At 37.6% G+C, this 26,189-nt stretch carries 28 protein-coding genes; 26 read left to right on the top strand and 2 right to left on the bottom strand.

Annotated elements, in window-relative coordinates:
* Positions 1-352: 352 nt before the first annotated feature.
* Positions 353-763 carry a cupin domain-containing protein gene (locus tag BVF91_RS07735; RefSeq protein WP_041587539.1) on the top strand — a complete coding sequence of 137 codons (411 nt, stop codon included), beginning with the start codon at positions 353-355 and terminating at the stop codon, positions 761-763.
* Positions 764-891: 128 nt separating this feature from the next.
* On the opposite strand, the gene BVF91_RS07730 is transcribed toward BVF91_RS07735, so the two are convergent.
* Positions 892-1,302 (bottom strand): PIN domain-containing protein, encoded by a 411-nt coding sequence (locus BVF91_RS07730; RefSeq protein ID WP_085112858.1) that lies wholly within the window; start codon positions 1,300-1,302, stop codon positions 892-894.
* Positions 1,286-1,513, bottom strand: coding sequence for a type II toxin-antitoxin system Phd/YefM family antitoxin (locus BVF91_RS07725; RefSeq protein WP_013297379.1), 228 nt, complete (start codon positions 1,511-1,513; stop codon positions 1,286-1,288). The genes BVF91_RS07730 and BVF91_RS07725 overlap by 17 nt, the downstream gene beginning before the upstream one ends.
* A 330-nt stretch (positions 1,514-1,843) precedes the next feature.
* Here BVF91_RS07725 and BVF91_RS07720 point away from each other — a divergent pair, with 330 nt between their 5' ends.
* The 25 genes from BVF91_RS07720 to atpD all read left to right on the top strand — a co-directional run bounded on the left by BVF91_RS07720 (position 1,844) and on the right by atpD (position 26,187).
* A complete protein-coding gene (locus tag BVF91_RS07720) occupies positions 1,844-2,395 on the top strand; it encodes a flavodoxin (RefSeq protein ID WP_085112857.1) in 552 nt (183 codons plus the stop codon).
* A gap of 1 nt (position 2,396) precedes the next feature.
* Positions 2,397-3,359: an aldo/keto reductase gene (locus BVF91_RS07715; protein WP_085112856.1), complete on the top strand. Its 963-nt coding sequence runs from the start codon at positions 2,397-2,399 to the stop codon at positions 3,357-3,359.
* A gap of 40 nt (positions 3,360-3,399) precedes the next feature.
* Complete coding sequence (locus BVF91_RS07710; RefSeq protein WP_085112855.1) at positions 3,400-4,245, top strand: aldo/keto reductase; 846 nt, start codon at positions 3,400-3,402, stop codon at positions 4,243-4,245.
* Positions 4,246-4,320: 75 nt separating this feature from the next.
* Positions 4,321-6,279 (top strand): alpha/beta hydrolase-fold protein, encoded by a 1,959-nt coding sequence (locus tag BVF91_RS13665; protein WP_143588981.1) that lies wholly within the window; start codon positions 4,321-4,323, stop codon positions 6,277-6,279.
* 140 nt (positions 6,280-6,419) lie between these two features.
* Positions 6,420-6,803: a nuclear transport factor 2 family protein gene (locus BVF91_RS07700; protein WP_085112854.1), complete on the top strand. Its 384-nt coding sequence runs from the start codon at positions 6,420-6,422 to the stop codon at positions 6,801-6,803.
* A 294-nt stretch (positions 6,804-7,097) separates the two neighbouring features.
* The gene (locus tag BVF91_RS07695) at positions 7,098-7,715 is read left to right on the top strand and encodes a flavodoxin family protein (protein WP_085112853.1); all 618 of its coding nucleotides are present in this window, start codon (positions 7,098-7,100) and stop codon (positions 7,713-7,715) included.
* A gap of 106 nt (positions 7,716-7,821) precedes the next feature.
* Positions 7,822-8,970, top strand: a complete 1,149-nt coding sequence (locus BVF91_RS07690) for an iron-containing alcohol dehydrogenase (protein ID WP_085112852.1) — start codon at positions 7,822-7,824, stop codon at positions 8,968-8,970.
* A gap of 336 nt (positions 8,971-9,306) precedes the next feature.
* Positions 9,307-9,693, top strand: a complete 387-nt coding sequence (locus BVF91_RS07685; protein WP_085112851.1) for a MerR family transcriptional regulator — start codon at positions 9,307-9,309, stop codon at positions 9,691-9,693.
* A gap of 19 nt (positions 9,694-9,712) precedes the next feature.
* Positions 9,713-9,964 (top strand): DUF6429 family protein, encoded by a 252-nt coding sequence (locus tag BVF91_RS07680; protein WP_085112850.1) that lies wholly within the window; start codon positions 9,713-9,715, stop codon positions 9,962-9,964.
* 22 nt (positions 9,965-9,986) lie between these two features.
* On the top strand, positions 9,987-11,003 hold the full coding sequence (locus BVF91_RS07675) for a DUF7309 domain-containing protein (protein WP_085112849.1): 1,017 nt from the start codon (positions 9,987-9,989) through the stop codon (positions 11,001-11,003).
* A gap of 117 nt (positions 11,004-11,120) precedes the next feature.
* Positions 11,121-11,954, top strand: a complete 834-nt coding sequence (locus BVF91_RS07670) for a deoxyribonuclease IV (protein WP_085112848.1) — start codon at positions 11,121-11,123, stop codon at positions 11,952-11,954.
* A gap of 25 nt (positions 11,955-11,979) precedes the next feature.
* A complete protein-coding gene (locus BVF91_RS07665; protein WP_085112847.1) occupies positions 11,980-12,891 on the top strand; it encodes a ribonuclease Z in 912 nt (303 codons plus the stop codon).
* A 121-nt stretch (positions 12,892-13,012) separates the two neighbouring features.
* On the top strand, positions 13,013-14,311 hold the full coding sequence (gene tig / locus BVF91_RS07660) for a trigger factor (RefSeq protein ID WP_085112846.1): 1,299 nt from the start codon (positions 13,013-13,015) through the stop codon (positions 14,309-14,311).
* Between the two features lie 4 nt (positions 14,312-14,315).
* Entirely contained in the window at positions 14,316-14,900 is a 585-nt protein-coding gene (gene clpP / locus BVF91_RS07655) for an ATP-dependent Clp endopeptidase proteolytic subunit ClpP (protein WP_045413442.1), read from the top strand.
* 20 nt (positions 14,901-14,920) lie between these two features.
* Positions 14,921-16,195: an ATP-dependent Clp protease ATP-binding subunit ClpX gene (gene clpX / locus BVF91_RS07650; RefSeq protein ID WP_013788585.1), complete on the top strand. Its 1,275-nt coding sequence runs from the start codon at positions 14,921-14,923 to the stop codon at positions 16,193-16,195.
* A 61-nt stretch (positions 16,196-16,256) separates the two neighbouring features.
* Complete coding sequence (locus tag BVF91_RS07645; protein ID WP_085112845.1) at positions 16,257-17,117, top strand: sigma 54-interacting transcriptional regulator; 861 nt, start codon at positions 16,257-16,259, stop codon at positions 17,115-17,117.
* 70 nt (positions 17,118-17,187) lie between these two features.
* The gene (gene lon / locus BVF91_RS07640; protein ID WP_085112927.1) at positions 17,188-19,512 is read left to right on the top strand and encodes an endopeptidase La; all 2,325 of its coding nucleotides are present in this window, start codon (positions 17,188-17,190) and stop codon (positions 19,510-19,512) included.
* The gene (gene yihA, locus BVF91_RS07635; RefSeq protein ID WP_085112844.1) at positions 19,509-20,111 is read left to right on the top strand and encodes a ribosome biogenesis GTP-binding protein YihA/YsxC; all 603 of its coding nucleotides are present in this window, start codon (positions 19,509-19,511) and stop codon (positions 20,109-20,111) included. The genes lon and yihA overlap by 4 nt, the downstream gene beginning before the upstream one ends.
* Before the next feature lie 243 nt (positions 20,112-20,354).
* Positions 20,355-21,011 carry a F0F1 ATP synthase subunit A gene (locus tag BVF91_RS07630; protein ID WP_085112843.1) on the top strand — a complete coding sequence of 219 codons (657 nt, stop codon included), beginning with the start codon at positions 20,355-20,357 and terminating at the stop codon, positions 21,009-21,011.
* A gap of 89 nt (positions 21,012-21,100) precedes the next feature.
* Positions 21,101-21,325, top strand: coding sequence for an ATP synthase F0 subunit C (atpE, locus tag BVF91_RS07625; RefSeq protein WP_013788580.1), 225 nt, complete (start codon positions 21,101-21,103; stop codon positions 21,323-21,325).
* Positions 21,326-21,347: 22 nt separating this feature from the next.
* Positions 21,348-21,836 (top strand): F0F1 ATP synthase subunit B, encoded by a 489-nt coding sequence (atpF, locus tag BVF91_RS07620; protein ID WP_013788579.1) that lies wholly within the window; start codon positions 21,348-21,350, stop codon positions 21,834-21,836.
* Complete coding sequence (gene atpH / locus BVF91_RS07615) at positions 21,824-22,357, top strand: ATP synthase F1 subunit delta (protein ID WP_085112842.1); 534 nt, start codon at positions 21,824-21,826, stop codon at positions 22,355-22,357. The genes atpF and atpH overlap by 13 nt, the downstream gene beginning before the upstream one ends.
* Before the next feature lie 29 nt (positions 22,358-22,386).
* Complete coding sequence (atpA, locus tag BVF91_RS07610) at positions 22,387-23,907, top strand: F0F1 ATP synthase subunit alpha (RefSeq protein ID WP_085112841.1); 1,521 nt, start codon at positions 22,387-22,389, stop codon at positions 23,905-23,907.
* Positions 23,907-24,764, top strand: coding sequence for an ATP synthase F1 subunit gamma (atpG, locus tag BVF91_RS07605; RefSeq protein ID WP_085112840.1), 858 nt, complete (start codon positions 23,907-23,909; stop codon positions 24,762-24,764). The genes atpA and atpG overlap by 1 nt, the downstream gene beginning before the upstream one ends.
* A 37-nt stretch (positions 24,765-24,801) precedes the next feature.
* Positions 24,802-26,187, top strand: a complete 1,386-nt coding sequence (gene atpD / locus BVF91_RS07600; protein WP_013788575.1) for a F0F1 ATP synthase subunit beta — start codon at positions 24,802-24,804, stop codon at positions 26,185-26,187.
* Positions 26,188-26,189 lie beyond the last annotated feature (2 nt).

Genomic DNA, 26,189 nt, shown 5'->3' with positions numbered 1-26,189 from the left:
AGAGATTATCACAACAAAATAATTTTCATAATTTTCATAGAAGATGGCTACAAGATTTTAATAATTTCTTGAGGCGTTTAAAAAAATGAAAAACATCTTGACTTGGAGTTAACTCAAAGGATTATCATGATATTAACATGTAACAAATGATGTACCTATAAATGTTTTTATAGGCGGAGCACCTGCAAAAAAAATAATTAAGAAAATATAAAAGTATTTAGGAGGGAAGTTTTACGATGAAAAAACAGACGGCAGGCAGAGATGCCCTTGGCTCATTTGCCCCAAAATTTGCTGAATTAAACGATGATGTTCTTTTTGGAGAGGTTTGGTCTAGAATGGAGTGAATTTTATTATGGATAGAAATGAATTAGAAAAGATATCTGATTTTCCATTAGGTGAGGAAAATGTAGCATTTGCACAATATTTTACTGGAAAGAGCTATTTAAGCCTCTTAAATGATAAAGAAGTAAATATTCATAATGTTACGTTCGAACCTGGATGCCGAAACAATTGGCATATACATCATGGCTGTGGTCAGATACTTATATGTGTTGGTGGGCATGGCTTATATCAAGAAGCTGGGAAAGATGCACGACTATTAAAAAGCGGCGATGTAGTATATATACCACCGGAGATTAAGCATTGGCACGGCGCCGTCAAGGATGAAGGGTTTGCACATCTATCATTAACAGTTCCGACGGAAGGAGCAAACACTGAATGGTGTGAACCGGTTACCGATGAAGAATATAACAAACTACTTTGAAATTTTTAAATAAAGTGTTTGTTTCTGAATGCATTAAATGCAGACTATGATTGGAATCGACGAATAGTTGTTTGTGATCCTAAATGTTGGGAAGGAAAAGACATCCGGTAAGCTAGATGGCTGAAGTCTTATATGCTTTTCAGAAAGTCGCCGGGTAATACAGCTCTGACTGGCGAGTTGGCGAAGTCCTTAATGTTCCGGGTAATGATGCATTCCATTTTCCTGCGCTTGGCGCATGCGGCAAGCAAGGCATCCTCATAATCTTCCATGGGCAGCTCAAGTGCCTTCTCACAGTCGGAGCCAGTGACGTCAAGGATGTTGAAGATTTTTATGATTTTATATATTTCCTGCTTGCACCGCTTCTTGTCGTGCAGATATTTGTGTAGAAGGTAATAGATATCCGTAATGGAGCTTGCGGTTATATGCACGTTGATTTTTTCCTCGGCGGCCATAATAAACAATTTTTGCGCGTCTTCAGCGAAAGGCGAGCAGGAAAGCATGGCGTCCAGCACGACGTTGGTATCAATTAATACGTTCATGACGGCTCAAGCGCTCCTCTCTCGCCTGCTCCAAAGAAGCATCGGCAGGCAGTATACCAAACAAGGATTTTGCCATTTCAACTTTGTCCTGTTTTGTGTTTGTAAGCTTGGCAATGGCTTTGCCGTTTTTTGTGATATATATGTCCTCTTTGGAGGCAAGGGCGAGATACTTTCCAATATTGTTCTTAAATTCGGTTGCTGTTATTTGCATAGTGATACCTCCTTGTACAAAATTCATTATTTCAATTTCCTAATATTATTATACAAAAATAAGATTAAAATTATCAACAATAATCGAACAATTTTATTTTTACAATCGTACAGTATATGTGATCAAAATTTCATTAGATATGTTTCCTACAATGAGTGTGGGACATGCGCAAAAAACTAGGTATATAACATATCATAAAAATTATTTTTTTTATGATAACTCAAAGAATATTTGTTGAAAACCTCTTGACTTAGAGTTAACTCAAAGTCTTATCATGATAGTAATACATAATTATACGATTAAAGTATTGTTTTGAGGAGGTGAGTAGAAATGAATAAATTTAATGACAAAAAAATTTTAATAGCCTATTTTTCAAGAGAAGGAGGCAATTATGTCAGTGGTCGCATTGTGAATTTGTCGGTTGGAAATACGGAAGTTGTAGCTAAAATGATTCAGAAAATAACCGGCGGTGAACTGTTCCGCATTAACACGGTAAAAAAATATCCTGATGATTATACAGAAGCTACAAAAGTTGCTCAGCAAGAATTACGTGATAATGCAAGACCTGAGCTTTCAGAATATCTTGATAATATTGACGACTATGAAATTATCATATTATGCTATCCCAATTGGTGGGGAACTATGCCTATGCCTGTATTTACTTTTCTTGAGAAATATGACTTTACCGAAAAAACCATTCTCCCGGTCTGTACACATGAAGGAAGTGGTTTGGGACACAGCGAAAGGGATATAAGAAAGACTTGTCCAAATGCAAGGCTTGAAAAAGGGCTTGCTATAAAAGGTAGCAATGTACATTCAGCTCAGCCTGAGATTGAGAAATGGCTGCAAAAATTCATAAATAATTTTGAGGAGGAAAAGTAAAATGGAATATTTAAAACTAGGAAATTCTGATATTCTTGTTTCTCGCATTTGCGTAGGTTGCATGAGTTTTGGTGACACGTCAAGTAATTTTCATGCATGGACACTAAACGCTGAAGATAGTGAAGCAATAATCAAGCATGCTCTTGATCTTGGCATAAATTTTTTTGACACTGCAAATGTATATTCTGGCGGTACAAGTGAAGAATATCTTGGCCGTGCCATAAAGAACAATATAGCTCGTGATAAGGTAGTTATAGCTACTAAAGTTTATTTTAACGAAGGCAAACTTTCAAAAAAAGCGATACTTCGTGAGATTGATGGCTCACTAAAACGGCTTGGTACAGATTACGTTGATCTTTACATTATCCATCGATTCGATTATGACACACCGATAGAGGAAACGATGGAGGCACTTGACAGTCTTGTTAAGGCAGGAAAGGTGAGAGCTCTCGGCGCTTCAGCAATGTATGACTACCAGTTTTACAATATGCAGCTTGCTGCCGAGAAGAACGGTTGGACAAAGTTTGTTTCAATGCAGAATCACTACAATCTGCTTTACCGTGAGGATGAGCGGGAACTTATTCCGATTTGCAAGCAAATGAATGTTGCACTTACCCCATACAGCCCACTTGCTGCTGGAAGGCTTTCACGTCTTGAATGGAAGGCAGATACGAAACGAAGCCAGACAGATAAAATTGCAGTTTCAAAGTACGATAGTACCCAAGAGACAGACTATGGAATAGTACTTCGCGTAAATGAACTTGCCAAGAAGTATGGTGTTACAATGACACAGATTTCTCTTGCATGGCATTTTGCTAAGGGAGTTACAGCACCAATTATCGGTGTAACAAAGGCAAAGTATTTAGACGACGCTGTAGGGGCTCTCAATGTAAAACTTACGGATGATGACATTGCCTACCTTGAGGAACTGTATGTTCCACACAAAATAGTCGGTGCACTTTAATTCTCGATTTTAAATTAATGTATGTGAAAGGAGCATTTGTATGCAAAAAGTAGTTTTAAATAATGGTATAGAAATGCCGATCTTAGGATTTGGCGTTTATCAAATAAATGATGCTAATGAGTGTGAACGTTGTGTTTTGGATGCAATTGAAGCAGGGTATCGTCTTATTGATACTGCTGCATCATACGGCAATGAAGAAGCTGTAGGAAAAGCAATAAAAAAGAGTGGTGTTCCGAGAGAAGAACTTTTCATTACTACAAAACTTTGGGTTCAGGATGCTGGTTATGAAAAAACCAAAAAAGCTTTTGAAAAATCGCTTAAAAATCTTCAGCTTGATTATCTTGACCTTTATTTGATTCATCAACCGTTTGGCGATGTCTATGGCTCATGGCGTGCTATGGAGGAGCTGTACCGTGAGGGGAAAGTCAGAGCAATTGGAGTAAGCAACTTTTACCCAGACAGGCTTGTTGATTTAATCCTCAATAATGAAATACTTCCTGCGGTAAATCAAGTAGAAACGCATCCATTCTGCCAGCAAATTGACAGTCAAAAAATAATGAAAGAATACAAGGTACAAATAGAATCATGGGGTCCTTTTGCCGAGGGCAGAAACAACATGTTTCAAAATGAAGTGCTGGTATCGCTGGCCCAAAAGCACGGTAGATCGGTTGCTCAAATTATATTGCGTTGGCTTGTACAAAGGGGAGTTGTTGCAATTCCAAAATCAGTGCGTAAGGAAAGGATTATTGAAAATTTCAACATATTTGATTTTGAACTTTCTGCAGAAGATATGGATAAAATTGCAGCATTGGATAAGAAAGAAAGTGCATTCTTTTCACACAGGGATCCTGAAGTCGTAAAATGGATTTGTTCATTAAAGAGATAAGCTATTAACTGGTACAGTTGAAAGGATCTTTAAAAGAGCCCTTTCAACTGTATATTAATGAAGGAAGGAGAGAAAATGAGAAAAATCGTAATTACAGGGTTGGTTATGCTCATGGTGTTGCTGCTTGCTGCCTGCGGCATTACAGAAAAATCTTTGAGTGAGGCGGCAACGGAAAATACGGTAATAACAAAAACACAAGATAAAAATGCCCAGAAAACAAAGCAGAATGTCATGATTCCGAAAGTGATCGAAAAAATTCCTGATGGGTATTTTAAAGCATCAGAGCAGCCAGGAACATTAACGAATTTATATTACGATACATATGAATCCTTTTCTTATGATAAAAAATCAAGACCACTTAAAAAACATGCGGTTGTATATCTCCCCTATGGCTATAATAAGAATCAAAAATATGATGTGTTCTATCTGATGCATGGCGGTTGGGGCGATGAAACCACGATGCTCGGAACCCTGGCTAAACCATCCTCCTTTAAAAACGTCATTGACAATGCAATTGCTGCAGGCGAGATTAAACCGCTGATCATAGTATGTCCGACTTATAACAACACAAACGAGAATGGATTGGATTCCGCCAGCTTTTCTTTGGCAATGCAGCTGACGAGGAACTATCATAACGAGTTATTAAATGATTTGATTCCTGCAGTGGAAGGAACGTACAGCACCTATGCCGCAAGCACATCTGCAGAGGATCTGATTGCTTCACGTGACCACCGGGGATTCGGCGGATTTTCCATGGGATCGGTCGCAACTTGGCGGACATTCCAATACGGACTTGATTACTTCCACTATTTCCTGCCGATGAGCTGTGGGACAACTCTGGATGACAAAGAGATCTTTGCCGCAGCTGAAGGACATGATCCGAATGATTATTTCGTCTTTGTGATGACAGGAACTAATGACTTTGCGTACAGCTACGATAAAGCCAGAACGGATCTTATGAGAACGTCCCCTTATTTCATCGATATCGATGATAGAGCTGATGGTAATTTTGCGTTTCGTGTCAAAAATGGATATTCACATGACGGAACCGCTGCGATGGAATACACCTATAACGGGATGAAAGCATTCTGGAGCGGTGAGGAGGAGACACAGGAGAAGCAGAAAGGGGTTCAGTCAGTCTTGGGAAATGATCAATCCTATAAAGCTTTCACTGCAGATATAAGAATTGAAGATGTGATTAAGGATCCAGCTTTCGGAAATTTTGGAAGGCTTCTCTTTCCGATAGATAATAGGTACTACAGTGGGGATACTCTTGGAAAACTTTACCTGACATGGTATAGCAACATTAACCCGAATAAAACAGTGGAAATCGTTAATTACTTGAAAAAACGTGCCGAATCAGGAGATACAATTTTTTATGACATTTATTCTGATGAAGAAAAAGCGCAAGACCCTACCAAAGAGGATACAGGGCTGTTCTTTTTCCGCGGCAATAAAGGCGCAAAAACAGCAATTATCAATGCAGGCGGGGGATTTGTATATGTTGGTGCGATGCAGGACAGTTTTCCACATGCTCTTGAACTCAGCAAAAAGGGGTATAACGCATTTGCCTTAATTTATCGTCCAGGTGCGCAGACTGCTTGTGAGGACCTCGCAAGGGCAATTGCTTTCCTGTATGAGAACGCCGACGAACTCGGAATAGACATGAAAGACTATTCTCTATGGGGCGGATCTGCCGGAGCACGTATGGCAGCATGGCTTGGAAGTTACGGCACTGAGAGCTTTGGAGAAAAGAGATATCCGCGTCCTGCGGCTGTCATTATGCAGTATACTGGTTTGTCGGAAGTAACGGGAAAGGAACCCCCGACATTTGCATGCGTGGGAACGAATGACGGAATTGCATCTTACAAAACGATGGAAGACAGAATCAACAGGATTAAGGCAAATGGAACCGATGCGGAAATAGAGGTCTTTCAAGGACTTTCACATGGATTTGGGCTTGGGGAAGGAACAGTCGCAGAAGGTTGGATAAATGATGCTATAAAATTTTGGGAAAAACATATGACAGAATAAGGAGTATACGCTTATGAAAAGATTGGGATGGTATCTATATCCATGCACATCATCGAATATACATACAATCCCTTGATTTTGAGTTACTTTTACGCGTTAAATTTCATCAATATAATAATTTGCAAAGGAGATAGATAGTTATGAACAACGAAAAATTTGAACAAGAATTAATTTCTCTTTCTAATGAAAAATGGCACTGGATGTCAGAATGTAAAGTAGATTCCTTGAACTCCCTCTTCCATGAAAAAGCTGTCTTTGTTCATATGGGCGCAACCATGTCCAAGGAAGAGGAACTCGATGTCATTCGAAGCGGCAGAATTCATTACAAAGATGTGGACATTCAAGAAGTATCAGTACCGTTTATTGGAGAGACAACAGCGATCCTTTTGAGTAAAATTCGTTTAGTAGCCGTCGTTGGCGGTAATGAGGTTATCAATCCTTTTGTTGTTACAGAAGTGTATGTGAAACAAAACGATACTTGGATGTTAGCCTCACTCTCATTTACAAGACTGATTACTTCTTAAGAAAGTGGGCGTTACAATAAAACCCCATGCGCTGGGAAAAGGGCCACATGGTTTTGGATATCGTGGGGGATGGGTTCTCGCCATATATCGCTTTCTTACAGTAGTATTTGATAAATAAAAATGGAGTAATTATAAAACGAAACTAGAAATATTGACAATAAATCATAAAGTTTCTTATTTTATAAATCAATAAAGACTTATAAAGAAAAAAAAGATATTGATCGCTTATTTTTCATGCACGGGAAACACAAAGGATATAGCAAAAAAGATTAGTTGAGATTAGGAGGAAATAATGTGAAAGTATTATTAATTAATGGAAGTCCAAACAATAAAGGATGTACATATACGGCTTTGAGTGAAGTAGCAAAAACTTTGACAGAGCAAGGAATTGAAACAGAAATTGTCCATGTGGGGAATAAGGACATCAGAGGATGTATCGGATGCCGCAGATGCAAAACTGTAGGCAAATGCGTTTTTAATGATATTGTAAATGAAACAGCGCCTAAGTTTGAGCAAGCGGATGGCATTGTAATTGGATCGCCTGTATATTATGCCTCGGCAAATGGAACACTTATATCTTTTTTAGACCGTCTTTTTTATAGTGTGCCGTTTGATAAAACCATGAAAGTAGGAGCAGCGGTTGTATCGGCAAGGAGAGGTGGATGCTCAGCAACTTTTGATGAAATCAATAAATATTTTACAATTTCAGGCATGCCAATTGTTTCAAGTCAATATTGGAACAGTGTTCATGGATATACGCCAGATGATGTTCGAAAAGACGAAGAAGGACTACAAACAATGCGCACACTAGGAAAAAATATGGCTTTTTTAATCAAGAGCATTGCATTAGGGAAAGAAAAGTTTGGATTGCCAGAAAAAGAGCAGCGGATTGCTACCAATTTTATTCGATGAAAAAATTTAAAAGAGAAATGAATGTGATCGCGATGTAAGAATATATAAATGGACAAAAGTGAGTTTAGCATTTAATAGGAAGATTAAATGATGGAGGTTATTATCGATGGAAAATTTTGTTTTTGAGTATGCAACAAAGGTTTATTTTGGCAAAGGTGCTGCAAAAGAATATCTGGCAAAGGCACTTTCAGCTTACGGAAGAAATGTCATGCTTGCCTATGGTGGCGGTTCTATTAAGAAAAACGGCATTTATGAAGAACTGACAGGCATTCTGAAAGATGCTGGAAAAACTGTGACAGAATTCTCCGGCATCATGCCGAATCCAACTTACACGAAGGTGCAGGAGGGTGCTGCACTGGCAAAAAAAGAAAAGATTGATTTCATTCTGGCTGTTGGAGGTGGCTCGGTCATTGACTGCTGTAAGATTATCGCAGCACAGGCAATGATAGACGATGACTTATGGGAAATGGAGATAGAGCGACACCAGCTTCCCTCCGTTCAGCCGATTCCTATGGGAGCGATTGTTACTGTCTCCGGTACCGGTGCAGAAATGAATGGCGGTGCAGTAATTACCAACCAAGAAAAGAAAATCAAAACAGGACTGTTTTCTGCTCCACCACGCTTTGCAATCCTCGACCCGGAATATACCAAGTCCGTGCCAACTATGCAGGTGTTTTCTGGCGCTTTTGATACGCTGAGCCATGCCATGGAAACCTACTTTGGACGCTCTGACAGGGACAATGTGTCCGACGATGTGGCATTGGCGATTATGCGGAATACGGTAATCAATATGCGTCGTCTGCTTATAGACATCAATGATATGCAAGCACGTGGCAATCTGATGTGGGATTCTGCTATGGCGGAAAACGGTATTCTCAAGGTGGGCCGTCTTACAGATTTTCAGGTTCATCAGATTGAACATCAGCTTGGAGCTTTTACCGATTGTAACCATGGTCAAGGGCTGGCTGTTATTCACCCTGCCTACTATCGCCATATCGTGAAAGATGCGGAGGAAAAATTTACCCGGTTTGCAAAGATCGTGTTTAATGTTGATAATGCTAAGGCAGGTATTGACGCTTTGGCCGACTTTATCAGGGAGTGCGGATTGCCAACAAAAATGGGGCAATTGAAATCTAAAGTGGAGATTACACCGGATGTGCTGCGCAAAGTAGCCGATACTTGCAATATTATAAAATGCAATCCACGTGAACTGAGTCGGGATGAAATTTATGAAATTTTGATGGAATGCTTGTGATGAATGAATTTTATGTCATCAGAGCGAATGTTTATCCTTAGTATGATATTGAATATACTTGTCCTAATCAGAAACAATGGAGGCATTTGACAGTCTTGTCAAGGCAGGAAAAGTGAGAGCTCTTGGCGCTTCAGCAATGTACGGCTACCAGTTTTACAATATGTAGCTTGCTGCCGAGAAGAACGGTTGGAGGAAGTTTGTTTCGATGCAAAATCATACAAGGAAAAAATGAAAAAGCTGAATGACTGATTAATTATCATTCAGCTTTTTTGCATTACAGACTGACTTTAAACATTATAATATGATATAATGTTGGTTATTAGGAGGTAAAAATTTATGACGATTGCAGAAGTAAGTGAAAAATACGATATATCACAAGATACACTTCGCTATTATGAACGGATTGGATTGATTCCTCCTGTGAACCGCAATAAAAGTGGAAACAGGGATTATACGGAAGAAGACTGTAAGTGGGTTGAATTTATCAAATGTATGAGGAATGCAGGTCTTTCAATTGAAGTATTAATTGAATATGTTTCGCTGGTGGAAAAAGGTGACGAAACTATTGAGGCTAGAAAAGAACTCTTAATTGAACAACGCAATCATCTAATAAAAAAAATAGAAGACATGAGTAAAACTTTAGAGCGTTTAAACTATAAGATTGATGTGTATGAACGATTGTTGGTTGAGAAAGAAAAAGAATTAAAAAAGTCGGAAAATTAATAAAAGGAGATTTGATTTTATGAACAGTGATTTACGTGAGAAAGTAAAAGAGTTGACATTGATTTTACTGTATTTAACATCGTGGGAAGAGGAATTATTAGATATGAAATATCGAAGAAGCTGGAAAGGATATGACTTTGGCATATTGGATGAGCTTGCTGATGATGACTTAATTAGCGGTGGACACAGATCAAAATCTGTTGCAATTACTGATGCAGGAATAAATAAGGTTAAGGAATTATTAAAAAAATACAAAATAGAATTTGATTAAAAACTATGGAGGTTTAAGAATAATGAGAAATGAAGCTACTTTAGATGAATGGAAAGAGTTGTACGATATTGCGATCAAAATAAAAGAGTTAAAGCCATGGGAACATTTATATGATATGGATATAATAACAATATTACTGCCTGGTGCGGATGAACCTGTCTATTGCAGTATAATGGGCAAAGCTGGAGAATTTTTCGGTATTGGCACTTATGTGGGATTTGATGCAATGAACAATTTTTACACGATGGCTAAAAGAGATGATGTGCCTAATATACAAAAAATAAGGTTTCAAGACGATAATGTGCTTATGTGCCACTTTGGGAATAGGGAAGAATTGACAAAGGAAGAGTTAAAGCTTGTAAAAGATTTGGAGCTTAAATTTCGCGGCAAAAACAACTGGATTTATTTTCATTCGTTTAAAAAAGGTTATGTACCATATTTATTAGATAAAGAAGAAGTATTGTTGGAAACGGAAATATTTAAGCATTTATTTGAAGCGCTTAAAGATTATGTTGATGGAAATGTGAAAATCAATTTTGAAAAAGGCAATACTCTATTTCGCATGTACAATAAAGCGAAAAACTTGTGGACTAATCAAGAAGCACCAATTCTTTTACCTGAGCCTGACTATCCACAGCTTGTTTTACAGGATGAATTGCTTGTAGAAAGGATTAATAGACAAGAAGCCAATAAAAGCAAAATAGAAATTGACATAGCTTATTTGACTGGTGCTATAAGAGATGAAAAATACGATGTTCCTGTCATGGAAAGATTATGTATTTTGGCAGAAAGCACATCAGGACTTATAGTAGATCAGGATTTTATTTTCCCAGACGATAACGAAATAGAAAGCATATTTAGTATGACGGTTAATTATATTTTAAATTATGGTAAACCTGATACTATCGTTGTAAGAGATGACTATGTATTCAATTTATTAGACGATTTGTGTAAGAAAACCGGTATAAAGCTACAAGTCAAAGGAAAATTAAAAGTTATTGATTACTTTGTAGAAAGTTTTTTAAGATATAGATTTTAACACTGGCTTGCTGTAAATACAGTTATTTTAGAGTTTTTTTATTTGGAGAAATTGCAGTCATATATTATAATGAAGAAAAAGACTTCTGTCTTTTGAATGTGTTTTAGGAGGAAATTTATGTTATATATAGGATGTCACTTATCGGTTTCAAATGGATATAAGGCTATGGCGGAAGAAGCGTTAAAGCTTGATGCCAATACGCTGCAATTTTTTACGAGAAACCCAAGGGGAAGCAAGGCAAAGGATATAGATGAAAATGACTGCAATTCATTTGTAGAAATTGCGAATAAAAATAATTTTTCTAAAGTTGTCGCGCATGCACCATATACTCTAAATCCGTCATCACCTGACGATAGGACGAGAGAGTTTGCTAAAGAAGTCATGGCAGACGATCTTATGCGGATGGAATATCTTCCAGGCAATCTTTACGATTTTCATCCGGGGAGCCATGTGAAGCAAGGCGTTGATGCAGGGATAGAGTATACGGTAAATATGTTAAATCAAATATTAAAGCCAAATCAGTCTACAATCGTGCTTTTAGAGACTATGGCAGGAAAAGGCTCAGAAATAGGAAAGACATTTCAAGAATTAAAACAGATTTTAGATAGAGTAGAATTGCAAGAGAAAATGGGTGTGTGCTTTGATACATGCCATGTTTATGATGCAGGTTATGATATAGTAAATAATCTTGACGGCGTATTAGAGGAATTTGACAAGATCATAGGGTTAGATAAACTTTTTGCTATACACTTAAATGACAGCAAAAATCCGATTGGTAGTCATAAAGACAGGCATGAGAAGATCGGCAAAGGTTATATAGGAATAGATGCTATAGCAAGAGTCATAAATCATCCGAGCTTAAAACACCTGCCATTCATATTGGAGACGCCTAATGACCTTGAAGGCTACGGAGAGGAAATAAAGCTCTTAAGAAGCCTTTACAATGATTGACTTTTGACGATTCGGAGGACTTTATATGTTTGACGTATGCTTATTGGGTACAGGAGGTATGATGCCTGTACCTGGCAGAAATCTATCTTCACTCATATTGAGGTATGGCGGTGTTTCTATATTGGTGGACTGCGGTGAAGGCACGCAAGTTCCACTTCAAAAATTAGGGTGGGGCTTTTTAAATATAGATACGATATTTTTCACGCATTACCATGCAGACCATATTATGGGGCTTCCTGGCATAATATATCAGATGATAAACCAAGAACGGAAAAATAAGCTTAATTTAATGGGCCCTGAGGGAATAGACGTATTGAAAAATCTTTTAAATGTTCTTTTTGTGGAGATACCGTTTGAAATTGAATATACTGAATTAAAAGATGGAGATTCCTTAAATGTCGGAGAAATAACAGTAAAGAATGTCGCAGTTCAACATACATCGTTGTGCCTTGCTTACAGCTTCGAAGTTAAAAGGCTTCCAAAATTTGATGCGAAAAAAGCAAAGGAATTAAACATACCATTAGAGTATTGGCATAGACTTCAACACGGCGAAAGCATTATAAAAGACGGCAGTGTAATCTTCACGCCTCAAATGGTGTTAGGTGAAGACAGAAAAGGCTTAAAGGTAAGTTATTCTACTGATACTCGTCCTACAAAAGACCTTATAAAACTTGCTGAGAATAGCGATCTTTTCATTGGGGAAGGGATGTACGGCGATCCGTTAGATGAAGAAAAAGCGATAAAAAAGTACCATTCCACGTTTTCAGAGACAGCTTTAGCGGCAAAAGAAGCCAACGTGAAAGAGCTTTGGCTGACTCATTTTAGTCCATCATTAAAAAATCCAGACAAATATCTAAAGTATGCTAAGGATGTATTTGAAAATAGCGTTGTCGGATATGATATGATGACAAAAGAATTGCGCTTTAAAGACGCGTAAAAATAGTTTCATTTATGTTAGAAAATGATAAAATAAAGTATAGACATTTGCTTAAAATAATTTTTATGATATAATAAATAGAAGTTATTAACGCAAACAAATGAATAGGAGGATTTACTTAATGAGCAGTAATCTTAAAAAAATAGAGAACAGTGTTGCAACAATCGAGTTAAATATTCCAAAGGAAAAATTTGAAGAAGGATTAAACTTTTCATACAAAAAAAATGTAGGTAGATTTAACATACCAGGTTTTAGGCGCGGAAAGGCTCCGAGGATTATCGTAGAGAAGTACTACGGTGAAGGTGTGCTTTATGAAGACGCTATAGAGCACGTATTTCCAGATGCATATCAAGAAGCTATTGACTCTTTAAAACTGGAACCTATAGACAACCCAACAATTGACATTTTACAGATTGGAAAAGGCCAAGATTTAATCATAGAGGCAGTAGTGCCAGTATTGCCTGATGTAGAGCTTGGACAATACAAGGGTATAGAAGTTAAAAAAGTAGAGTATAATGTTAAAGACGAAGATATTGATAATAGACTTGAACAGATGAGAGAGAGGAATGCGAGAGTAGTACCAGTGGAAGACAGAGCAGCTCAGATGGGTGATATAGTTGACATAAGCTTTGAAGGATTTTTAGATGGTGTGCCATTTGAAGGAGGCAAAAGTGACAATTATTCATTGGAGTTAGGCTCTAAGACATTTATTCCTGGATTTGAAGAGCAAATAGTTGGACACAACGTCAATGAGGAGTTTGACGTAAATGTAAAATTCCCTGAAGATTACAGAGCTGAAGAGTTAAAAGGAAAAGATGTAGTATTTAAAGTAAAAATATTTTCAATAAAGCACAAAGAATTGCCAGAGTTAAATGACGATTTTGCAAAAGACGTAAGCGAGTTTGATACTTTAGATGAATTGAAAGAAGACATAAAGAGAGAATTGCAAGAACAGTATGATTTAAGCGCTAAAGAGGAAATGAAAGAAAATGCAGTAAAGGCAGTTGTGGAAAATTCTAAAGTCGACATACCAGAAATAATGGTAGATAGACAAATTGATATATCTTTAAGAGACCTTGATTACAATCTTAGATATCAAGGATTGGATCTTGATAAATACTTAGAGATAACAGGAAAGACAAAAGAAGACTTGAGGAAAGAAATGCACGATGATGCGGCTTTGAGAGTTAAGACACAGTTAGTCATCGATAAGATAGGGAAAATAGAGAATATAACTGCAACAGATGAAGAAGTAGATAAAAGACTTAGTGAAATGGCAACAAATTACAATGTAAAATTAGAAGATTTGAAGAAAGAGCTGACTGAGTCGCAGATAAACAATATAAAAGACGATATAGTCTACTTTAAGACGATTGACTTTATTTTTGAGAATAGTAAAATTATAGATAAAGAGGAGTGATATTATGAGCTTAGTGCCTATAGTTGTAGAGCAAACAAATAGAGGAGAGCGCTCTTACGACATATACTCAAGGCTTTTAAAAGACAGGATAGTCTTCTTAGGAGAAGAGATAAACGACGTAACTGCAAGCCTCGTCGTTGCTCAGCTTTTGTTTTTAGAGGGAGAAGATCCTGATAAGGATATTTGGCTTTATATAAATAGCCCTGGTGGTTCCATAACATCTGCGTTTGCCATATACGATACTATGCAGTATATAAAACCTGATGTTGTCACGATGTGCGTTGGCATGGCAGCATCGGCAGGTGCATTCTTGCTTGCTGCAGGTGCAAAAGGCAAGAGATTTTCGCTTCCAAACAGCGAGATAATGATACATCAGCCATTAGGCGGCACGCAGGGTCAAGCTACAGACATAAAGATTCACGCTGAGAGAATCATAAAAATGAAGCAAAAACTAAATAAGATATTGTCTGAGAGGACTGGACAACCATTAGAAAAAATTGAAAGAGATACAGAAAGGGACTTTTTCATGGACCCAGAAGAAGCAAAAGCTTATGGGCTCATTGATGAGATATTAGTTAAGAGAAAATAGGCCCCGGAAGAGGTGAAAAAATGGCTAAATATGATAATCAAAAACAGTTGAAGTGCTCTTTTTGCGGGAAGTCACAGGATCAGGTAAAAAGATTAGTTGCCGGTCCAGGCGTATATATCTGTGACGAATGTATAGAGCTGTGCCAAGAAATCATCGATGAAGAATTTGAAGAAAACATCGATGTAGAGATAGGTGAACTTCCGAAGCCAAAGGAGATAAAAGAGTTTCTTGACCAATATGTAATAGGTCAAGACAAGGCAAAAAAAGCGTTAGCAGTAGCGGTTTACAATCATTACAAGAGAATCAATAGCAGAGTAAAATCTGACGATGTAGAGCTTCAAAAAAGCAATATCCTAATGTTAGGTCCTACTGGTTCTGGTAAGACGCTTCTTGCGCAGACATTAGCAAGGATGCTTAATGTGCCGTTTGCAATAGCAGATGCTACATCACTTACGGAAGCGGGTTATGTAGGCGAAGATGTGGAGAACATCCTTCTTAAGCTTATACAGGCGGCAGATTATGACATAGAAAAGGCAGAAAAAGGCATTGTATACATTGATGAGGTTGATAAGATAGCCAGAAAATCAGAGAATCCGTCGATTACGAGGGATGTCTCTGGCGAAGGTGTACAGCAAGCACTTTTAAAGATTTTGGAAGGTACTGTGGCAAATGTTCCACCTCAAGGTGGACGAAAACACCCTCATCAAGAATTCATACAGATCGATACTACGAACATCTTGTTCATCGTTGGCGGTGCATTTGATGGCATTGAAAAGATAATAGAATCCAGGATAGGCAAAAAGTCATTAGGTTTTGGATCAGAGATTCAAAGTAAACAGGAGAAGAAGATAGGCGAAATCTTAAAGAATATCATGCCTGAAGATCTCTTGAAATTTGGCCTTATTCCAGAGTTTATTGGAAGGCTTCCGATTGTTGTGACACTTGATTCTCTTGATAAAGATGCTTTGATACGAATACTGACAGAGCCTAAAAATGCACTTACAAAACAGTATGAAAAGCTGTTTGAGCTAGATGGCGTGAAACTTGAATTTGACAAAAAAGCCTTAAGCGTTATTGCTCAAAAGGCAATAGACAGGAAGACTGGTGCGAGAGGATTAAGATCAATACTTGAAGAGCTTATGCTTGATGTGATGTATGAGATACCATCCAGCGATAATATCGAGAAGTGCATCATAACGGAAGAAACAGTCTTAAACAATGCTCCACCTACGATTGTTTACTCAGAGTCCCAAAAGACAAAAAAGAGAGTCAAGAAATCTGAGTCTGTATCGTAGTTAGTAAGTATATAAAAACCTCCTTCTATCACATAATATCAGATGTAGAAGGAGGTTTTTTATGACACAAAATACTGCGATGCCATATGAAGAGAGGCAAAAATTCATTCAAATGCATCTTGATGAACCTCTTAAAGAAAAATGCCGGGTGCAAAAGGTTGATGATATTTTAGGACAAGATGAAGCTGTACTAAAAATATTAAATAATTTGCGTAGCCAAAATCCTAAAAGCATGGTGTTAACTGGTCCAGGCGGTTCGTGGAAAAAAGATATTTTAAGAACGTGCTTTAAGGAGATTAAAAGTAGTGAAGAAAGCTTCTTTAAAAGTGGAGAGTTTGTAGAATACTATCCTGATAGAAAAAACAGCGATATCTTTATTGGCAATTCATTGTTTGGATACGCATATGAAACTGATTTTGGTTTTTATAAAGTAAAAAAGATAAAGATGGGGCTTGTCACAAGGGCAAATAAGGGGATTCTCTACATTGATAGTTTAGAAAATTTGACGTCGGATAACATTTTGAAACTTTTAGATGCGATGAAATCGAAAAAAGTGTACTATGAAGACAGCTTGATTTTAAATGCTCCAGATCATGTGAAACGTTTTTTAGAAGAGGGACTTCCGGCAGATTTTTGTCTTGCTGTTAATGTAGATGATTTTGCACTTTTACCAGATGAATTGTTAGATTTATGCGAAATCATTCAATTTAAGGAATACGATAAAAGAGTATTGGCAGATATAATCAAAAATGCTGCCAACAAGGGAATGTTTTATGTAGATGATGAAGTGTGTATAAAAATTGCTGATGCTGCAAAAAATGGAGAAGATGCTATAGGTATGCTTCAGCATCTGGCTATTAAAGCGCTAAAGCATGGGAGAGATGAAATAACTGCAGATGATTTGAAAAGTGTGATTTCATAGCTTTTGAGATTAGGATGTTTTAATGTATAATATATTTATCATAGGGCAAATAGGCAAAAGAGGTGACTTTATGGACAAGAAATACATATTACCGATGGTTCCATTAAGAGGCATAACAGTGTTCCCGTACATGGTCATGCACTTTGATGTAGGAAGGGGAAAATCCGTTAAAGCTATTGAAGAAGCAATGCTTAGAAATCAACTTGTCTTTTTGGTTACGCAAAAACAAGCTGATATAGACGAACCTTCAATAGATGATATATATAGAGTAGGCACAATAACAAAAGTAAAACAGATGCTTAGACTTCCAGGAGAAGTCGTAAGAGTTCTGGTGGAAGGCATCTCCAGAGCAGAATTAAAAAATCTTATTAGCGACGAAAGTTTTTATGAAGTGGAAGTTTTAGAGAAGATAGATTCAGAGGTAGAGAAAGACAGCGAATTAGAAGCGTTGATGAGAAGTGTAACATCGGCTTTTGAAGAGTATATAAGCATTTCATCAAAAATACCGTTGGATAGCATTTATAATGTCGTGACGATCGAAGAACCTGGGCGGTTAGCTGATGTAATAGCAGAACATTTAAGCTTAAGTCAAGACAAGAATCAAGAGCTTTTGGAGTGCTTTGATCCAAGAGAAAGATTGGAAAAATTATTAGGATTTATCTTAAAAGAGCTTGATATACTGGAAATTGAGAAAAAGATCAACATGATGGTTCACAAGCAGATAGACAAAAGCCAAAGAGAGTACTATTTAAGAGAGCAATTAAAGGCAATAAGAGCAGAACTCGGCGAAGCTGACGAGATTGATCAAGAAATAGACGAGTATGAAGAAAAAATCGAATCAAAGGATTTGCCTGATTATGTAAAAGAAAAAGCAAGAGAAGAATTAAAAAGGTTAAGCAGGATGGGACCAGGCTATCAAGAGGCTTCTGTCATAAGGACGTACATCGATTGGCTTTTGGACCTGCCGTGGAATGAAGAAACGAAAGATGTGCTTGATATAAAAAGAGCTGAGAAAATATTAAATGAAGACCACTATGGATTGAAAAAAGTCAAAGAGAGGATTTTAGAGTTTTTGGCAGTGAGAAGTTTCCACGAGAAGATGAAAAGCCCTATTTTGTGCCTTGTAGGGCCTCCAGGAGTAGGTAAGACTTCTTTAGGAAAGTCAATTGCAAGAGCCATGAACAGAAAATTTGTAAGGTTGTCTCTAGGCGGCGTGAGAGATGAAGCCGAGATAAGAGGGCATAGAAGGACGTACGTCGGCGCTATACCAGGCGGCATAATAAATTCTTTGAAAATCGCCGGTTCAAAGAATCCAGTGTTTCTTCTTGATGAGATCGATAAAATGAGCTCTGATTTTAGAGGTGATCCGGCATCGGCCATGCTGGAAGTTTTGGATCCAGAGCAGAATTCCACGTACAGAGATCATTACATAGATTTGCCATTCGATTTGTCGAAAGTGTTATTTGTGACTACAGCAAATACACTTGATACGATACCGGCTCCACTTTTAGATAGAATGGAAGTCATATACATTTCTGGATATACTGAAGAAGAAAAGTTGAATATAGCTAAAGAGTATTTGATTCCAAAAATTCTAAAAGAGCATGGTGCTAATGAAGATATCATAAAGATACAAGATTCGGCGATCGTAGGCATAATATCTGAGTACACCAGAGAAGCTGGCGTAAGGTCGCTTGAGCAAAACATTGCAAAGGTCGTGCGAAAATCCATAAAAGCTATAGTAGAAAATAAAGAAAAGTCTATAAAAGTAGGAAAGAAAAATCTGCAAAAATACCTTGGAAAGCCAATATACAGGGTAGACAAGGCCAATCTAAAAGATAAAGTAGGCATGGTGACAGGACTTGCGTGGACGAGAGTTGGCGGTGACACGCTTACAGTTGAAGCGACCACGATGCCTGGAAGCGGGAAACTTACACTGACAGGTCAGTTGGGAGACGTGATGAAAGAATCAGCGCAAGCAGGTTTTAGCTACATAAGATCAAATGCAGATGCTTTGGGTATAGATAACGATTTTTACAAAAATTTAGACATTCACATACATGTGCCTGAAGGTGCGATACCAAAAGATGGTCCATCAGCAGGCGTAACAATGGTAACTGCTATGGTATCTGCAATAAAGAAAGTTCCTGTAAAAGGCGATATTGCCATGACAGGTGAGATAACTCTTACTGGTAAGGTTTTGCCGATAGGTGGCTTAAAAGAAAAAGTGTTGGCGGCGCATAGGGCAGGCATTTTTAAAGTAATTGCGCCAGAAGACAACAAAAGAGATTTAGATGAGATACCGCAAAGCGTCAAGAAGAAAATGGAATTTAAGTTTGTATCAAACATAGACGAGGTCTTAAAATTGTCGTTAGTAGGTGATGAACAAATATGAAGGTAAAGTCTATCGAACTTAAGATTTCAGCATACAACAAGACACAGTATCCGAATGATGGACTTAAGCAAATTGCAGTAATAGGTAGGTCCAACGTAGGAAAGTCGTCTTTTATAAATGCAATAGTAAACAGAAACAATTTTGCAAGGGTAAGCCAGAAACCTGGAAAGACACAAGGTATTAATTTCTATCTTGTGAACAATTCTTTCTACTTAGTTGATCTTCCGGGTTATGGCTATGCAGAAGTATCGAAAGAGATGAAAAAACAGTGGTCTAAAAATATTGAAACCTACTTAAACACATCAGCATGTTTGGTAGGTGCTATAATGTTGGTTGATATAAGGCATAAACCTACAGACGACGATGTTTTAATGGTTAACTACTTAAAAAATAGAAATATAAATTTTCAAGTAGTTGCTACAAAGTCAGACAAGTTGAAAAGATATGAGATGCAGATGTCTTTGAAAGTCATATCTGATACGCTTTCGGTTGATAAGGAGAAGATCATACCATTTTCTTCACTAAAAAAGACAGGTGTAGATGATGTCTACACCTACTTAGATTCAATTGTTGAAGCCAATGGAACGATAATTGAGTAAAATTTTTAATAAAATTATTGTTTTTAATAACAATAAATATTAAAGTATATAAAATGATTGACGATATAATGATTGAGACGAGAAAGGCAGAATTTTTGTTTTGATTAAGCATATATAAGTAAATAGGCGAATAATGATAAAGAGAAAAAATTCATTTTAAATTATTGCATGAAAATAGGATTTGAAATTTACATCGTGAAGTATTATAATTGTATTTATCAATGAGCGAAAGGGGTGATATAAGTGGAAATAGGACAATCGGTAGTGTTTACGATCCCCATACTTGGAGGCATACCTGTTACAACTACAGTCGTAGTTACGTGGATAATAATGGCCATATTGACGATAGCTTCTCTCATCGTCACAAGAGGTTGGAATCAAGTTCCTACTGGCGTGCAGAATTTTGTCGAGACCATCATAGATGCATTAAACTCTTTCACAAAAGATGCATTAGGAGAGCACTGGGCATCATTTGCGCCGTACTTAGGGACTGTTGCCTTGTATCTGATACTTGCAAACACTATCGATTTATTTGGTTTGACACCTCCTACGAAAGACTTAAGCGCAACCTCAGCTTTGGCAATCATGTCTATCATAGTCGTCATAATCGCGTCGATTAAGGCCAAAGGATTGAAAGGCTATGCAAAATCATTTTTTGAACCGATGCCATTCTTTTTCCCTATGAAAATTCTTGATATGTTTACAAGACCACTGTCACTTGCAGCCAGGTTATTTGGCAACATCATAGCAGCTTTTATAATCATGGGCTTAATAAGCAAAGTAGTACCAATAGTCGTACCAGCCATATTCAGCATATACTTTGACTTATTCGATGGTGCATTGCAGATGGTGGTGTTTGTATTTTTGACGATGCTTTATATTGAAGAAGCAGTTGAATAGTAATATAATTTAATTTAAAGTGATTTAGCTGATAATTGAAATATCTTAGCAAAAAATATAATTAAAATTAATTTAAAGGAGAGATGAAAATGAATTTATTGGCTATAGGAGCAGGAATAGCTGCGATTTCAGGTATTGGTGCAGGAATAGGTATAGGTATTGCTACAGGAAAGGCGGTTGAAGCTGTATCAAGACAGCCAGAATCAAGAGGCAGTGTAATGCAGTTTTTACTCCTTGGAGGTGCTTTGTCTGAAGCAACAGCTATTTATGGTCTTTTAGTTGCCTTTTTGATAATATTCTTCATGAAACCATAATGATACGAAAGAAGGTAATAAATTGAGCCTTATAAATCCGTATACTTTTATTTTCACCATCATAAATCTTGTCGTCTTGTACTTGATATTGAGAAAGTTTTTGTTTAAACCAGTTACACAATTCATGGAAGAAAGGTCACAGAGGATAAAGAATTCTCTGGACGAAGCAGATAGAAAGGTTCATGAAGCTAATGAATTAAAAGCACAATACGAAGAAATATTAAAAAAAGCAGATGATGAAGGAAAGGCCATCATCGACAGAGCAGAAAAGTATGCAAAAGAAAAGGCAGAAAAGATTATAGAAGAGGCTAACATAGAAGCAAAAGCCATAATAGAAAGGGCAAAAGAAGAAGCTGAAACTGAGAAGATAAAAGCTATGCACGATCTTAGGGTTAGCTTGTCGCACCTTATAATAGAAGCTGCATCAAAGGCTATTGGTAATATCAACATCGATGATGATAAGATCATCAACGAGGTGGTTAAGGAGGCAGGTGCATCTTGGAACAAGTAATAGCAAAAAAATATGCACGTGCTCTTTTTAACGCAGCCATAGAAAATGACAGCATAGAAAAATACTACAGTGAGCTTAAAAGCATATCTGAAATGTTAAAAAATAGACAAATATACAAAATTATTACAACGAGAGGCATCTACATCAAGCAAAAGATGAGCTTGATAGATGACATCTTAAATGGTTATGATAAAGAAGTCATAAATTTTATAAAGCTTATCATATCAAAACACAGGGAACACATCTTTCAGGAGATTTTTAATGAATATGAGAAATTGTATTTAGATTACAAAGGTATCATAAATGCCACATTAATTTCTGCACACCCGCTTGACTCAAAGATGCTTGACGATATTAAGAGCAGATTGGAGTCGAGTTTCAAAAAAACAGTCAATTTGAATCCTACAGTTGATGAGTCTATACTTGGTGGATTGAAGATTTTAATAGGTAATAAAGTCATTGATGGCTCTATAAAAGGAAAACTTGAAACTATGCTTAAAAATCTAGTAAGTGCAAGCTGAAAAGACTTTTAAAAATAGAAGGTGAATATATGGATATAAAACCTGAAGAAATCACATCAATTCTTGAAGACAAAATAAAGAATTTTGATTTTGCCATTAAAACAGAAGATGTAGGACGCGTTATAACGGCCGGAGATGGTATAGCGAAAATATACGGTCTTGACGAAGCCATATACGGTGAAATGGTAGAGTTTGAGAGTGGCGTATACGGCATGGTTATGAACCTTGAAGAAGATAGCGTAGGCGTAATTGTCTTAGGGGAACCTGAGTCCATAAAAGAAGGCACAATGGTAAAAAGAACAGGAAAAGTTGTGGAAGTGCCTGTTGGATACGGCCTTTTAGGCAGAGTTGTAAATCCATTAGGACAGCCTTTGGATGGGAAAGGTCCTGTAAAAAGCGATGGTACAAGGCCTGTGGAGTATCCAGCGCCACCTATAATAAAGAGAAAGTCTGTCGATACGCCGTTGCAGACAGGCATCTTGGCAATTGATGCCATGATTCCTATAGGTAGAGGGCAGAGGGAACTTATAATAGGAGATAGACAGACAGGAAAGACTGCTATAGCAGTAGATACTATAATAAATCAAAAGGATAAAGATGTCTACTGTATATACGTCGCAATTGGTCAAAAAGCTTCCACTATTGCTGGACTTGTAAATACATTAGAAAAGTTTGGAGCTATGTCATACACCACAGTAGTGGCGTCAACTGCCAGTGATTCAGCAGCGCTTCAATATTTGGCACCATATGCAGGTTGTGCTATGGCAGAGCACTTTATGTATGACAAGAAAGACGTCCTTATAGTCTACGATGACCTTTCAAAACATGCTGTGGCATATAGGACGATTTCGCTTCTTTTGAGAAGACCACCAGGAAGAGAGGCATATCCTGGAGATGTATTCTACCTCCATTCAAGGCTTTTGGAGCGTTCGGCTAAGCTATCCGACGATATGGGTGGTGGCTCGATTACGGCATTGCCGATAATAGAAACCCTTGCAGGCGATATTTCAGCATACATCCCTACAAACGTCATATCAATAACAGATGGTCAGATTTATCTGGAGTCGGAGCTTTTCTATTCAGGTATAAGGCCTGCTATAAATGTGGGACTTTCAGTATCCCGCGTGGGTGGTGCTGCTCAGAAAAAAGCCATGAAAAAAGTATCTGGAAGAATGAGATTGGAATTGTCGCAGTACAGGGAGTTAGAGGTTTTTGCACAGTTCGGATCTGATCTTGATAAATCTACTCTTGATTTGCTAAGACAAGGTGAAAGAATTGTTGAGATAACAAAGCAGCCAAGGTATCAGCCTATTTCAATGGAAGATCAGGTTATAATGATATACACAGTAATGAATAAATACCTTATGGATGTAGAGCTTCAAGATGTTAAGAAGTTTATAAAAGACTTGTTGGAGTTTATTGACATAAATCATCCAGATATAAAGAAAACTATACGGGAGACAGGAAAATTAGAAGATGATACTATTGAAAAGTTGAAGGCGGCTATTGAGGAGTACAAGAGCAAATACGCATCGAAAGGTGATGCATAATGGGAAAGCGAGACATTCAGCTTAGGATAAAAAGTGTAAAAGAGACCCGCAAAATAACAAGAGCTATGAATCTCATATCAGCCGCAAAGTTTAGAAAAGCAAAAGCAATGCTGGACAATGTAAGACCGTACTATGAAAAGATACAATCAACTATGGAAGATATACTCATTCATAGCGGTGAAGCAACTTCACATTATTTTGAAAGACAGCATGAAGCAAAAGGAACAAGGAAAAAGGCAGTCATCGTCATAACTGGTGACAAAGGCTTATGCGGTGGATACAATCACAATGTCATAAAAAAAGCAGAAGAAGTCATAGATGGTGATACGCAAAATTTAATGGTAATTGGTGAAGTGGGTCGCAGTTATTTTCTTGAGAAAGGCTACAATGTGGATGTGGAATTTTTATACACAGCTCAAAATCCTACCACATCAGCAGCAGGTGAAATATCTGATTTATTAGTTGATATATACGACAGAGGAATAATAGACGATATTTACGCTGTTTACACTGAGATGGCGGGATTAAGGCAGATTGTAAAAACGGTAAAAATCTTGCCTTTAGATATAAAGAATTTTAACAGCGATAAAGATGTCAAAATTTTAAGCGATATGATATACGATCCATCGCCTACAAAAGTTTTTAACCTTTTGGTTCCTGAGTACATCAAAGGCTTGGTGTACAGCTTTTTGGTAAATGCTTTTGCATCTGAACATTTTTCACGGATGGTTGCGATGGATGGAGCTACATCAAATGCTGACAAGATGATTGCGAAGTACACATTAGAGTACAATAGATTGAGGCAGGCTTCTATAACGCAGGAGCTTTCGGAGATAATCGGAGGTTCATCCGTTTAAAGGCTTTGAAAAATTTTTAAATTGAATGGAGGCTAATATGAATAAGGGTTATATAACACAGGTAATAGGACCGGTTGTTGATATACGTTTCGACGAAGAATTGCCGCCAATCAACAATGCCATAAGAATCCCATTTAAAGGTGATGAGATAATTGTAGAAGTATCTCAGCATACAGGCGATAACACCGTAAGGTGTGTTGCAATGTCATCTACAGATGGACTAAAGAGAGGGATGGAATGTTTTGATACAGGCGGGCCAATTTCCGTACCGGTAGGCGAAGGAACGCTTGGCAGGATGTTTAATGTGTTAGGCAAGACGATGGACGAACTTGGCGAAGTAAAAGCAGACAAGTACATGCCTATACACAGAGATGCCCCCAGCTTTGAAGAGCAAAGTCCAGTGACAGAAATCTTGGAGACCGGCATAAAAGTCATAGATCTCCTTACACCTTATGCAAAAGGCGGTAAGATAGGCTTGTTTGGCGGTGCTGGTGTTGGCAAGACGGTTTTAATCGAAGAGCTCATAAGAAATATAGCGACGGAGCATGGCGGATATTCCATTTTTACAGGTGTCGGTGAAAGAACACGTGAAGGCAATGATTTGTGGCATGAAATGAAGGAATCTGGCGTCATTGACAAGACTGCATTTGTCTTTGGACAGATGAATGAGCCACCAGGAGCCAGAATGAGAGTCGCTCTTACAGGTCTTACAATGGCTGAATACTTTAGGGATGAAAAGCATCAGGATGTGCTTTTGTTCATCGACAATATTTTCAGGTTTGTTCAAGCAGGTTCAGAAGTATCCGCACTTCTTGGCAGAATGCCGTCTGCAGTTGGTTATCAGCCTACACTTGCAACAGAGTTGGGCGCACTTCAAGAGAGGATAACTTCCACGAGAAGCGGATCAATAACATCTGTACAGGCTGTTTATGTGCCTGCAGACGATTTGACAGACCCTGCACCTGCGACTACATTTACTCATCTCGATGCGACTACGGTTTTGTCGAGAAGCATCGTTGAGATGGGCATATATCCAGCCGTTGATCCATTAGATTCCACGTCAAGAATATTAGAGCCAAATATAGTTGGTGAAGAACATTACACTGTTGCAAGGCGTGTTCAGGAAATACTCCAGAAGTACAAAGAGCTTCAAGATATAATAGCAATACTTGGCATGGATGAATTGTCAGATGAAGACAAGCTTACAGTGTACAGAGCAAGGAAGATACAGAGATTTTTGTCACAGCCTTTCTTCGTTGCCGAGACATTTACAGGCATACCAGGTAAATATGTACCATTGAAGGAGACAATAGAAGGATTTAAGAAGATCGTCAACGGTGAAATGGACGACATACCTGAAGCAGCATTTTTCATGGTAGGAAACATTGACGAAGTGTACAAAAAGGCCGAAGAAATGAAGTGAGG

Source organism: Thermoanaerobacterium sp. PSU-2, assembly GCF_002102475.1.
In the GTDB taxonomy this organism is placed as follows: domain Bacteria; phylum Bacillota; class Thermoanaerobacteria; order Thermoanaerobacterales; family Thermoanaerobacteraceae; genus Thermoanaerobacterium.
Note: the sequence above shows the minus strand (reverse complement) of the source record. Positions and strands in the feature narration are given on the sequence as shown.

What these genes read in the sequence shown, in the direction of transcription:
- BVF91_RS07735 (WP_041587539.1), top strand. Translation starts at nt 353, where the DNA reads ATGGATAGAAATGAATTAGAAAAGATATCTGATTTTCCATTAGGTGAG.
- BVF91_RS07730 (WP_085112858.1), bottom strand. Translation starts at nt 1,302, where the DNA reads ATGAACGTATTAATTGATACCAACGTCGTGCTGGACGCCATGCTTTCC.
- BVF91_RS07725 (WP_013297379.1), bottom strand. Translation starts at nt 1,513, where the DNA reads ATGCAAATAACAGCAACCGAATTTAAGAACAATATTGGAAAGTATCTC.
- BVF91_RS07720 (WP_085112857.1), top strand. Translation starts at nt 1,844, where the DNA reads ATGAATAAATTTAATGACAAAAAAATTTTAATAGCCTATTTTTCAAGA.
- BVF91_RS07715 (WP_085112856.1), top strand. Translation starts at nt 2,397, where the DNA reads ATGGAATATTTAAAACTAGGAAATTCTGATATTCTTGTTTCTCGCATT.
- BVF91_RS07710 (WP_085112855.1), top strand. Translation starts at nt 3,400, where the DNA reads ATGCAAAAAGTAGTTTTAAATAATGGTATAGAAATGCCGATCTTAGGA.
- BVF91_RS13665 (WP_143588981.1), top strand. Translation starts at nt 4,321, where the DNA reads ATGAGAAAAATCGTAATTACAGGGTTGGTTATGCTCATGGTGTTGCTG.
- BVF91_RS07700 (WP_085112854.1), top strand. Translation starts at nt 6,420, where the DNA reads ATGAACAACGAAAAATTTGAACAAGAATTAATTTCTCTTTCTAATGAA.
- BVF91_RS07690 (WP_085112852.1), top strand. Translation starts at nt 7,822, where the DNA reads ATGGAAAATTTTGTTTTTGAGTATGCAACAAAGGTTTATTTTGGCAAA.
- BVF91_RS07685 (WP_085112851.1), top strand. Translation starts at nt 9,307, where the DNA reads ATGACGATTGCAGAAGTAAGTGAAAAATACGATATATCACAAGATACA.
- BVF91_RS07680 (WP_085112850.1), top strand. Translation starts at nt 9,713, where the DNA reads ATGAACAGTGATTTACGTGAGAAAGTAAAAGAGTTGACATTGATTTTA.
- BVF91_RS07675 (WP_085112849.1), top strand. Translation starts at nt 9,987, where the DNA reads ATGAGAAATGAAGCTACTTTAGATGAATGGAAAGAGTTGTACGATATT.
- BVF91_RS07670 (WP_085112848.1), top strand. Translation starts at nt 11,121, where the DNA reads ATGTTATATATAGGATGTCACTTATCGGTTTCAAATGGATATAAGGCT.
- BVF91_RS07665 (WP_085112847.1), top strand. Translation starts at nt 11,980, where the DNA reads ATGTTTGACGTATGCTTATTGGGTACAGGAGGTATGATGCCTGTACCT.
- tig (WP_085112846.1), top strand. Translation starts at nt 13,013, where the DNA reads ATGAGCAGTAATCTTAAAAAAATAGAGAACAGTGTTGCAACAATCGAG.
- clpP (WP_045413442.1), top strand. Translation starts at nt 14,316, where the DNA reads ATGAGCTTAGTGCCTATAGTTGTAGAGCAAACAAATAGAGGAGAGCGC.
- clpX (WP_013788585.1), top strand. Translation starts at nt 14,921, where the DNA reads ATGGCTAAATATGATAATCAAAAACAGTTGAAGTGCTCTTTTTGCGGG.
- BVF91_RS07645 (WP_085112845.1), top strand. Translation starts at nt 16,257, where the DNA reads ATGACACAAAATACTGCGATGCCATATGAAGAGAGGCAAAAATTCATT.
- lon (WP_085112927.1), top strand. Translation starts at nt 17,188, where the DNA reads ATGGACAAGAAATACATATTACCGATGGTTCCATTAAGAGGCATAACA.
- yihA (WP_085112844.1), top strand. Translation starts at nt 19,509, where the DNA reads ATGAAGGTAAAGTCTATCGAACTTAAGATTTCAGCATACAACAAGACA.
- atpE (WP_013788580.1), top strand. Translation starts at nt 21,101, where the DNA reads ATGAATTTATTGGCTATAGGAGCAGGAATAGCTGCGATTTCAGGTATT.
- atpA (WP_085112841.1), top strand. Translation starts at nt 22,387, where the DNA reads ATGGATATAAAACCTGAAGAAATCACATCAATTCTTGAAGACAAAATA.
- atpG (WP_085112840.1), top strand. Translation starts at nt 23,907, where the DNA reads ATGGGAAAGCGAGACATTCAGCTTAGGATAAAAAGTGTAAAAGAGACC.
- atpD (WP_013788575.1), top strand. Translation starts at nt 24,802, where the DNA reads ATGAATAAGGGTTATATAACACAGGTAATAGGACCGGTTGTTGATATA.